The organism is Bacteroides sp. RTP31139st1_H2_RTP31139_211217 (assembly GCF_040227615.1).
Classification (GTDB): domain Bacteria; phylum Bacteroidota; class Bacteroidia; order Bacteroidales; family Bacteroidaceae; genus Bacteroides; species Bacteroides uniformis.
On the sequence record NZ_JBCNZM010000174.1, the window covers coordinates 1 to 9,649 of the forward strand.

General features: G+C 45.5%; 8 protein-coding genes and 1 pseudogene. 1 reads left to right on the top strand and 8 read right to left on the bottom strand.

Going from position 1 to position 9,649, the window contains the following annotated elements; genetic code table 11:
- The first annotated feature begins 135 nt into the window (after positions 1 to 135).
- Complete coding sequence (locus tag ABUA47_RS20460; RefSeq protein ID WP_175271059.1) at positions 136 to 1,101, top strand: CfxA family broad-spectrum class A beta-lactamase; 966 nt, start codon at positions 136 to 138, stop codon at positions 1,099 to 1,101.
- Between the two features lie 92 nt (positions 1,102 to 1,193).
- Here ABUA47_RS20460 and ABUA47_RS20465 read toward each other — a convergent pair whose 3' ends face one another.
- From ABUA47_RS20465 to ABUA47_RS20500, 8 genes and pseudogenes are all read right to left on the bottom strand, one after another.
- Positions 1,194 to 2,597 carry a hypothetical protein gene (locus ABUA47_RS20465; protein ID WP_004339684.1) on the bottom strand — a complete coding sequence of 468 codons (1,404 nt, stop codon included), beginning with the start codon at positions 2,595 to 2,597 and terminating at the stop codon, positions 1,194 to 1,196.
- A gap of 283 nt (positions 2,598 to 2,880) precedes the next feature.
- Positions 2,881 to 3,996 (bottom strand): DUF6371 domain-containing protein, encoded by a 1,116-nt coding sequence (locus ABUA47_RS20470; protein WP_004292742.1) that lies wholly within the window; start codon positions 3,994 to 3,996, stop codon positions 2,881 to 2,883.
- Between the two features lie 3 nt (positions 3,997 to 3,999).
- Positions 4,000 to 5,097 (bottom strand): AAA family ATPase, encoded by a 1,098-nt coding sequence (locus ABUA47_RS20475; protein WP_004338330.1) that lies wholly within the window; start codon positions 5,095 to 5,097, stop codon positions 4,000 to 4,002.
- A 5-nt stretch (positions 5,098 to 5,102) separates the two neighbouring features.
- The gene (locus tag ABUA47_RS20480; protein ID WP_004338328.1) at positions 5,103 to 5,477 is read right to left on the bottom strand and encodes an excisionase family DNA-binding protein; all 375 of its coding nucleotides are present in this window, start codon (positions 5,475 to 5,477) and stop codon (positions 5,103 to 5,105) included.
- Between the two features lie 199 nt (positions 5,478 to 5,676).
- Positions 5,677 to 6,534: a transposon Tn4555 protein TnpC gene (gene tnpC / locus ABUA47_RS20485; protein ID WP_004339687.1), complete on the bottom strand. Its 858-nt coding sequence runs from the start codon at positions 6,532 to 6,534 to the stop codon at positions 5,677 to 5,679.
- Between the two features lie 247 nt (positions 6,535 to 6,781).
- Positions 6,782 to 7,900, bottom strand: coding sequence for a tyrosine-type recombinase/integrase (locus ABUA47_RS20490; protein WP_004338318.1), 1,119 nt, complete (start codon positions 7,898 to 7,900; stop codon positions 6,782 to 6,784).
- A gap of 141 nt (positions 7,901 to 8,041) precedes the next feature.
- Positions 8,042 to 8,977 carry a transposon Tn4555 protein TnpA gene (gene tnpA, locus ABUA47_RS20495; RefSeq protein ID WP_004292844.1) on the bottom strand — a complete coding sequence of 312 codons (936 nt, stop codon included), beginning with the start codon at positions 8,975 to 8,977 and terminating at the stop codon, positions 8,042 to 8,044.
- Between the two features lie 363 nt (positions 8,978 to 9,340).
- Positions 9,341 to 9,544: pseudogene (locus ABUA47_RS20500) on the bottom strand (hypothetical protein); the annotation flags it as partial.
- Positions 9,545 to 9,649: the final 105 nt, after the last annotated feature.

The following is a 9,649-nucleotide window of genomic DNA, read 5'->3' on the forward strand; positions in this document are numbered from 1 at the left end:
AGCGATTACTAATTTACAAAGAAAATTCGACAAACTGTTATTTTTCTATCTATTTATTTGGGTGGGAAACTTTAGTTATGTACCTTTGTCGGCAAATAAAGATATTCTCGTCAAACAAATATAAATAATATAAACATGGAAAAAAACAGAAAAAAACAAATCGTAGTTTTGAGTATAGCTTTAGTTTGCATTTTCATCTTGGTATTTTCATTGTTCCATAAATCAGCGACAAAAGATAGCGCAAATCCTCCTTTAACAAATGTTTTGACTGATAGCATTTCTCAAATTGTCTCAGCTTGTCCTGGCGAAATTGGTGTGGCGGTTATTGTTAATAACAGAGATACGGTTAAGGTCAATAATAAGAGTGTTTATCCTATGATGAGTGTGTTTAAGGTTCATCAGGCATTAGCTCTTTGTAATGACTTTGACAATAAAGGAATTTCACTTGATACCTTAGTAAATATAAATAGGGATAAACTTGACCCAAAGACTTGGAGTCCTATGCTGAAAGATTATTCAGGGCCAGTCATATCATTGACAGTGAGAGATTTGCTGCGTTATACTCTTACTCAGAGTGACAACAATGCAAGCAACCTTATGTTTAAGGATATGGTTAATGTCGCTCAAACAGATAGTTTTATAGCCACATTCATTCCTCGTTCAAGTTTTCAGATAGCTTATACGGAAGAGGAAATGTCGGCTGACCATAACAAGGCTTACTCTAACTATACATCTCCTCTTGGTGCTGCAATGTTGATGAATCGTTTGTTTACTGAAGGTCTTATCGATGATGAGAAACAAAGTTTCATTAAGAATACGTTAAAAGAATGCAAAACAGGTGTAGATAGGATAGCAGCTCCACTTCTTGATAAAGAAGGGGTTGTTATAGCGCATAAGACAGGTTCAGGTTCTGTTAATGAAAATGGTGTTCTTGCAGCTCACAATGATGTTGCCTATATATGTCTGCCTAATAATATCAGTTATACCTTAGCGGTATTTGTTAAGGATTTCAAGGGAAATGAATCACAAGCGTCACAATATGTTGCGCATATATCAGCTGTAGTATATTCTTTATTAATGCAAACTTCAGTAAAATCTTAAACTGCACTTGCTTTGATAATTAATGATAAACAATCTAAAAGCACTCTAATCGTTATCGGAGTGCTTTTAGATTACTAATCAAATTGCTTCTATTATAATTTGAATCCTCTACTTTTTCTTTCTTCCTGTTGCGGCACTCTTGCTCCATATCTAAGCCTGTGCCATTGCTCCCTGAACCAGTCGGCAATCGGCTTCCTGTTTATTGTCAGGTTCAGCCTGCTTTCATCGTCAGGGTCATTTTCCACCCTTAAAATATCATCCTTTATATCAAAGTTCCGCCTGTGTTGCTCGGAATAGATTTTACCGCTACATTTCAGGGCTTCTTTTTTGACTATAAGACTTTCAGTCATTTCTTTAGAGAATCCCAGCATGGCACAAAACTTTTCCATGCGCAGCATTTCCCTGAACATCGGAAACCACCTGAAAGCCTTGTCTATGATTCTGGCGAGCCGTGACAGTTCTTTTTCTTTCATGTCAAGTTCCTGCCTGTGCATTTCTCTGAGATTGTGGATTTGCGTATCATGCTGTTTCTGCATCTGCTGTACTTGGCTCTGCAATTTTTCAATATTGGTGTTCCGTTTTGAAACCTCGTCTTGCAGTTTTTCGTTGGCACGTTCCAGTTCTTTCAGTTTTCCACTCCCGAAAAGAGAAGCAACTCCACTAGTTATGGCTGTCGCTGCCGTGGTGGCTGTCTTCTTTAACTTGTCAGTGCGTATTTCTGATTTCACCTGTTTCAGTTCCTGCTCGGCAAGATTTATCTGTTCTTCTTTGTGCCGTTTGGCTGCATCCATGCGTTGCAGTTCAGCTTTCTGCTTCTCAATGATAAAGTCGTTCCGTTCCAGATGCTCCTTACCAGTGACAGCCTTTGACTGCCCGCGTTCCATCAGCAGGATGTCGGATGCAAGGGTCTGCATCTGCATCATGTCATCGTCATTGAGCTTTCGGCTCTTTCCTGTTTCGTGGTTCATCCAGTCGAAAACGATATGGGCATGATAGTTCGGCTTGAACCATCTGTCCCCGACTTTGAAGCTTTCCCTGTCTTCCGCTTCCGGCTGACCGTTCAGCCAATGCCCTTCATCCTTGTGCAGGAAGATTTGCAGCGGTGTGATTCCCCAGCGTCTTTGACACTCCTCACCGAATTTACGCACGTCTGCCAGTGTGGTGTCCGACCTGACAAGCAGCACTCCTTCACGTATGGGGGAGCATCCCGCAATCTTGACTATTTTACCGTTCTTGCCTTTGCGTTCACGCTCCTTTTCCTGCATGGCACGTCCGGTCTTTTCCTTTACCATCTGTCTGATATTGTCATAATGCATCCGCAAATCCGGACTGCCGAAGTCGGGATTTATCCACTGCTCATTATCGGTGGAGAGTTCTGGAACCACATAGGTTCTGGACTCTCCGATGTGGCGCATGTATTCGGCAGTCCTCCTGTTGTGAGCCTCACTCGATGCGATATTGCAGGGCTTGATATGTATGCTTGATTTTGTTGCCATAGATACTTGTTTTTTGGGTTTGTACTTTATTGTTTGCTTTTCCGCTGTCCGTAAACGCATGGGGTTCTTAGGGGTGCAACCCATAAGCGGAGATTGCAAAGAGAGGGTCACTCTTTGCTCTGGGTTCTCAGGGGAGAAACGCCCTGAGTGGGTCATTAGGGTAAAACCCTAATCCCCTCGGGAGAGCCCACAACTACGTAAGCGGAGCGTGTAGTTATAGTGGGCTATATCAATGGCAAGCCATTGTCTGCAAACTCCAGCCTACGGCTTCCGCTCTCCTCCGTCAGGGAGGTTTTTCATCATCGTTGCCGATTGGAGATGCACCGACCAGCACAAGGTCTAAATCGTCTATCAGTTTTTGCAGGACGGGATTCTTCTCTATCATCCGCTGGAGGATTCTCTCAGCCTCGACCAAGTGGTTGGCTGTACTCATCACCTTGCCCTCCCGTATCTGAAAGATAATCCAATCGGCTATGTCGATATGGGCTTCTTTTTGTTTCGGGGTGGCATTCCTTTCGATGATGTCCGAAACCACCACCTTACAAAAGTACATGCTCTCGGCTCGCTGTTTCCACTCGGCATAAGCATCGGCATCGGGAAAGAGAAGCACGGTTCGCCCTGACAGTACACGGAGTTTCTCTTCTCTCATCTGACTCTTACCACCCGTAGCCAGCCATACATAATCGGGGAAGATAGCAGAACCGATAACGGCACTCTTCTCGGATTCCACCAAGACCACCACCTTGTCGGGATGCGTTTTCAACAAGTGTTCCCCGAAAAGGCATTGGGATAGTTGCCAATCCTCTGCCAACACACGCTGCTTTTTCAATATGCTGTGTATCCAGTTCACTGCCGATGTCTGTCCTCCCTTGATACGGTGTCCGTCTTCGGGATTGTACTGCATCACCTTTCCCGTGCGTACCTTGCCCGTCCTGTCTATCTGCCAAAAGATAACAGAGCCGTCACGGGTAGCCCCCAAACGGTATTCCTCCAACAACCGCTTCAACACCTCTTTCGCCTTGTCGCCATAGTAGGAAGTAAGGAGTGTGAAGAGGAAACGGAAGAAATTGCTACGCTCGCTTTGCGACTTCTCCACATAGTGAGGGGGAATATAGCCGATGGCTGTCGGCTTACTTTGCTGCTTCACTTTCTTCTGCTCTGCTCTTTGCCTGTCAAAAGAGAAATCATTGGTAGTTCTGTGTTCAGGATGCTCTTGAAAATACTCTTTCGGAGTGTAGTGATACCCACAACCGCTTTCGTGGTTACATCTGCCGACCGATGGATGCAACGGCACATTATTTTCGTCCACGTAATAGACGAAAGAATGCCTGTCTCCGCATTTGGGGCAGGTATGCCGTGTTGCCGTTCCTTTATACTTCTGTAATGAATAATTGCCCATAGCTTAGTCCGTTTTTGATGGTTGATTGTCGGCTGTCCCATCCTGTCCCATTGTCCCACACTCTAAGGGTTGGGACAGTGGGACACTTGGGACACCTGCGTTTTTACTCTCTTTGCTGCGCTGGATGATACGGTTTACGGTGGACTTGCCACAATTCACCTGTGAGGCTATCTCCCTGACGGACTTGCCCGATTGGGAGAGTTGCAGAATTTGGCAATCCCTTTGGCTTGATTCATTGTCGCCCAATTTTTTCAAGTGTTCCTTTTCCGTGGAATAGCCCCTGAACACGAACTGCAAGAAAGCATCCACCTTGTCAATCTCGTAAACGATTACATTATCCGCATCATGAGAGAACGTGCCATAGCGCACTTTAAGCTGCTTCACATAGCGAAGCCCTCCGTCTTGGGCACTTTTTCCAATGGTGAACACGCTGTCAAAGAAATTGTAGAGCCGTTTGCTTCCGGCAAGGTCGTTGGATGTGATGGGACAATCCAAAGAGCGTTTGGGCGTATGTGCCAGGACAAGGATAGAGAGCGCATATCTCTTTTTGAGATTGTTCAGCTGAATCATCAGCCGTCCTGCGGCATCGCCTTTCTCCATGGCGCAACACAGGTAGGTAAGATTGTCAATGATGAAAATCTTGCAGTCGGTCTGCACAGCCATCTGTTCAATGCCGCCTATGATAGCTTCCTCAAAGTTGGCATCCAAAAGCTGGTTGCAGTCAATAGACACCCGATAGATTTTGTCGGGAAAGGTGTAGAGCTCTCCATGCTCGTTGGTATAGCGGAGCTGGAACTGCTTTTCGGACAGTTCAAAGTCCAGATACAGCACATTGTCGGTTCGGGCGATGCGGTCGGCTATCTGCACGGCAAGGATGGACTTGCCCACGTTGGAATCGGCAAACAAGCAGGAGAGTTCCCCCTCGTACCAAAAGCTGTCCCACAGCGCACGGGGCGTAGGCAATAACGATGCTTCAAGAATGGTTTGGTTTGCCGTCTTGATATTCATCATGCCTACACTGTCGGGCATACCGTTATGCGCTTGGGATGCTTTTGTGAGGTCGCCACGTATCAGGTTGATATAGTTCTTATCCTCTTCCATATCATTCACCAGTTACGTGGGTTGGGCTTGCGACGGTGGGAAGAGGATAAGGACTTGTTCAGTTCCTCGTCTGACAACGGTATGGGATTCTTTCGGGCGGTTTCCAGCCACTTGTCCAGTTCGTCACGGTAAAGGCAATAGCGTTTGCCGGGCTTGGTGGCAGGGATTGTCCCTTCTGACAGTTTCATGTAGAGCGTACCCTTAGGGATACCTAAATACTCTGCTGCCTCGTCCACAGACATGGGCACGTGGGTGTCCACCGTTTTGGCATTGTTCACACTGCGCTGCTCGGCGAGCAGGCTTTTCAGGCTCATCACTTCGTCTCGAAGCTGAGCGACAACCTCGGGGAGGTCGTTGAAGGTAAGAATTGATTTTTCCATTCGCGTACTCGTCTCTTTTGTAAGACTTGGCGCAAAGGACTGAAATGATATATCCGTGAATATCTCCACGACACGTCATTGCAAAATAATTCCCGAATAATTAAGCCCAGCCATAAATGACGGGTAAAATTACTCGGGAAACGATGTAAAACAGGCGGTTATGAGTTACCGGATGGTTGTCGTTGGTGTCGTGATTATCCTAATTCCGCACATAATCCTCGGGATAGTGGAAATCAAGTTTGCCGTTTTCGGGTTCATCAATGGGAATTTCCGTCTTTAACGGCTCTACCTTGAAATTCTTGATGGTTGATAAGTCTGTATCAGCAAACGATTTCGGGAAAAGGGCTTTGATGAACTTGGCACGGTTATCCCCATTGTAGTATCTCTTGTACAGGAAACGCTCAGAGATATTCCATACGAAGTGACGGAGTGGAATGTTGTTGATGTCTTTGGTAAACGGTCTTTGTATGGGCTTCGGGGTATAAGTGTTAAGATTCATCCATTTGTCCACCTCAGTACAGATGTGGTTCACGGTTTCTTGGTCGGCAATGCGAGGCAGGTAATAATGGCAATACTCCATGACCATGCGGATGCGCTCTTCCTTTTCCCGTTGCTCTCTGCTTGCGTAATTGGCACGGTTCTTTTCGTGAAGATCCGGGGCGATAGTAAGCTCTATCGGTTGTGTTTGGATAAGTGTCTCTTCTTTTGTCGGGGATGATTCGGGTACAGGCTCAGGGACTGATGTAGGTCCAGGCACAGATGTGGCTTCTTCAAGTGTATTTTGTGACAGTTCTTCCTGCACCTCTATGGCTTCGGCAATCGTTTCTTTCTTGCCGAACTTGATTTTGTAGATTTCGTATGTATCAAAGATAAGTGTCTGAAAGGAGAGATAGAGCAACCATCCCAACAGGTTACAGCATACGAATACTATCCACCTGACAAAGTTGTCTTGGTTGAAGCTGTCCGCTATTACCAGCGTGGCAATGGAAGATATTAGGACGATGGCGAAGCCGACAAAGCCCAAGATGATGTATTTGTCCTTGATTGATGATTCCATATTTCGTTGAGAGATTGAATGTTCCTGTATTATTTTGTGCAAAGTTAATGCTATTTTTCCCAATTACTGCCCGTTATTTGCGGTTAGAACGGTCTTTTTCAATGTATTTCACGAAATGTCATCATATCATACTCTGTTTCATACTCTGAGGGGCTTATAAATGGTGGCATCAAGCCAAAAACATAGAGGGGCGATTATAGCCTTGTAGCCATAACCGCCCCTCTGAATACCTGTCAATGTGAGACATTTATGCCTCCTTGCGCTTCAAGGTTATCTTGTCCACCACCTGACACATCTGCTGCGCTGCTATCTTGGAATAGATTTGTGTGGTGGTAATGTTCTTATGTCCGAGATAGGCTTGGATGACAGCCATGTCCGTTCCCATTTCCACGTGCAGGCTTCCGAAGCTGTGGCGGGTACAGTGAAAGGTGATTTTCTTGGTTATCCCTGCTGCCGTGAGCCACCGTTGGAGTGGTCCTTGCAGCATCTTGTCCTTGAAATCCTCAAAGATAAGTCCCTCGCCCCGTTCTCCCAGCAGTCCATAGGCTTCATCACTGATGGGGTTATGCACTATTTCTTTGGTTTTCTGCATACGGGTGGTAACGAACATCCTGCCGTTGGTGTATGGTTGTATCTGCTGCCACGTGAGCTGTCTGATGTCGCTCTTTCTCAGTCCCGTAAGACAGGCGAAAAGAAAAGCTTTTTTCAAGACCTCCTCCTCACAGGGTGTTTCGGCAAGCCGTATCAGTTCCTCTTGGCTCAAATGCTCCCTGATGGTGGGAATGCACTCGATGCGGTCTAAGAAGCCGTTTGGGTTCTCCTTTATCTTCCTGTCACGGTAGGCGGTGTGCAGCACGGCACGGAAAGTTGACCAATAGCCTGCTGCGGAGTTGATGTGCAGCTTTTGGTTGGTGTGGATGGATTGGGGTGCATCAAGCAGGTATTCCATGAACTTGCGGCACAAATCCACATCCACCTCCTCAAAGGTGCATTTGCCGTTCACGAACCGCTGGAAATGCTTGTATACGTGCTGCCACTTGATATTCTTGCGGTCAGCCAGTCCTTTGAAATAGGCAAGGAAATCGCCCTTCATCTTGGTCTTGTCAAAAAAGCCGTTGTTTTCATTGAAAATGGCTTCGTAGCGCTGGTTGCGCAGGATGACCGCTTTCTTCATCATGCGTGCGTTGAAGTCCCGTTCCTGCTGGTTTGCAGGTTTGGCGAAGATGTAAATTCCTAAGGCTTCACGTGTAATCACTCTCATGGTGACATTGTCACGGTAGCCGGGATAGTAGTCAAGGCATAGTGAATACTGTGTCCCGTTCTTAATCTTGCGCTTACGCAAGGTAACTGTTTTGCATTTACTCATAATAATTATGTTTTAATTGGTTGTATACATTTTGGAGTTGTATCCATGTTTCCGATGGCAAAGGAACAACGTGAAATATCCGTGAATACCTCCACGATACATCATTTTGAAATAATTTTCGATAATCCCGATTTTTCACGGTTATTTGTTCCTTTCAGCCATGACACGCTCCACATCTGAGCGCAAAAGCAGGTTTTTCACACCCACCTTTATCTTTTCGATGTGCTTCACCTTGACGATATGGCAGATGTTGGCTGACGAAAGACCATAGATTTGCTGCACCTGCTCAACGGTATAGTAGCGTTCATCGTTCACAAGGTCAGTTCTGCGGAGTTCGTTCAAATGTGATTTGGAGTAATAGGTACGCCCGTACTCTCTTTTAGTGGGTATCTTATGGCGATAGGTGTAGGCACGGAGTGCGGTCGGCTTCATGCCGAACAGTTCCTCCACCTCCTCGGTCAGTAGCCAGTCGGTAATTTCGCTAATATCAACTGCCACACCGAAAAACTCGTCAATATGCTTCTTGCTGTAATAGTTCTTTCCTGCGATACGGCAGATGGGGATATGGTTACGCTTGGCGGAAGTGTAAAGCCATGACTGCTTTACCTTAAAAAGGGACATCACCTCCTCGCCCGAATAGAAGTCCAACACTTCTTCGCTTTCCTTTTCCCTTTTTTCTCTTTTGGCAGGTAAGGAAGATGAAGATGATTTCCTTGGTGTGGAGGTGTTGCCGGGCAGGATGCGGTGATAGGGATTGCCCTCCAACATCTGCTCGATGTCGGCTCTGCGGATGAATGCCATGCGGTTGCTGATGCGTGAGGCTTTCAGCTTGCCGATGGCTACAAGTTTGTAAATGTACTGTCGGGAACAGCCCATGAGGATGGCTGCTTTGGAAAAGGTGAGATACTCCTGATGCTGTATCTCCATCAAGGGTTGGGCGACTTTGAAGAGGTTGTTCTTCTGCATCACTCTGGCTCGTTTGGCTTCTGCCTGACAAGCCTCACTGCAATATCTTTGCATACCGCTTCGGGTTACAAAGGACTTGCCGCAAAAACTGCATTTTCTGGTTGCTTTCATACCGTTTTATCGTTTAATGGTTCATTTCTTCAATCCTATATCTCTGAAATGGTAAACGGATGTGAACGGAAGTCAACCATTGTCGCTTTTCTACACAGTGTGACTGTTTCCGCATATCGGGGCGGTTATTGTCGCTTGTCGTAAACGGTTGTAAACCCTTGTCAACTGTCTGCACGGTGTGACAAAAAACAAGCCCCGCAAATTCTCCACGTCAGAAATACGTCTCAAAAATATGTGGAAATTTGGGAAGCGACAAATGGCAACCGAAAAGTGTTAAATTTTAGAATATGCTGGTAATTAAAGATTTACACTCGGATATTTCTGATTAGTTTTGGTTGTTCTATGGTTATAAATACATAATTAGAAAGTAAAATCCGTCTGGCGTTGAATTTCCCATAACACGTCACTTAAAGTGGCGTCCTGCACATTTACAGTAACTGTTGTCTGGGCAAACGCCGTATTGGCGGCCTGCACAAAGCCAATCATAATAAAACTGAAAAACAGGAATGTAATCCACATACGTTTACTACCTTCCCAAAACCTGGTGTAGCTCTGTTCCTTAGTCATAATTAAATTATTAAATGGTTATTTATAGAACTAAAGTTTCCCACCCAAATAAATAGATAGAAAAATAACAGTTTGTCGAATTTTCTTTGTAAATTAGTAATCGCT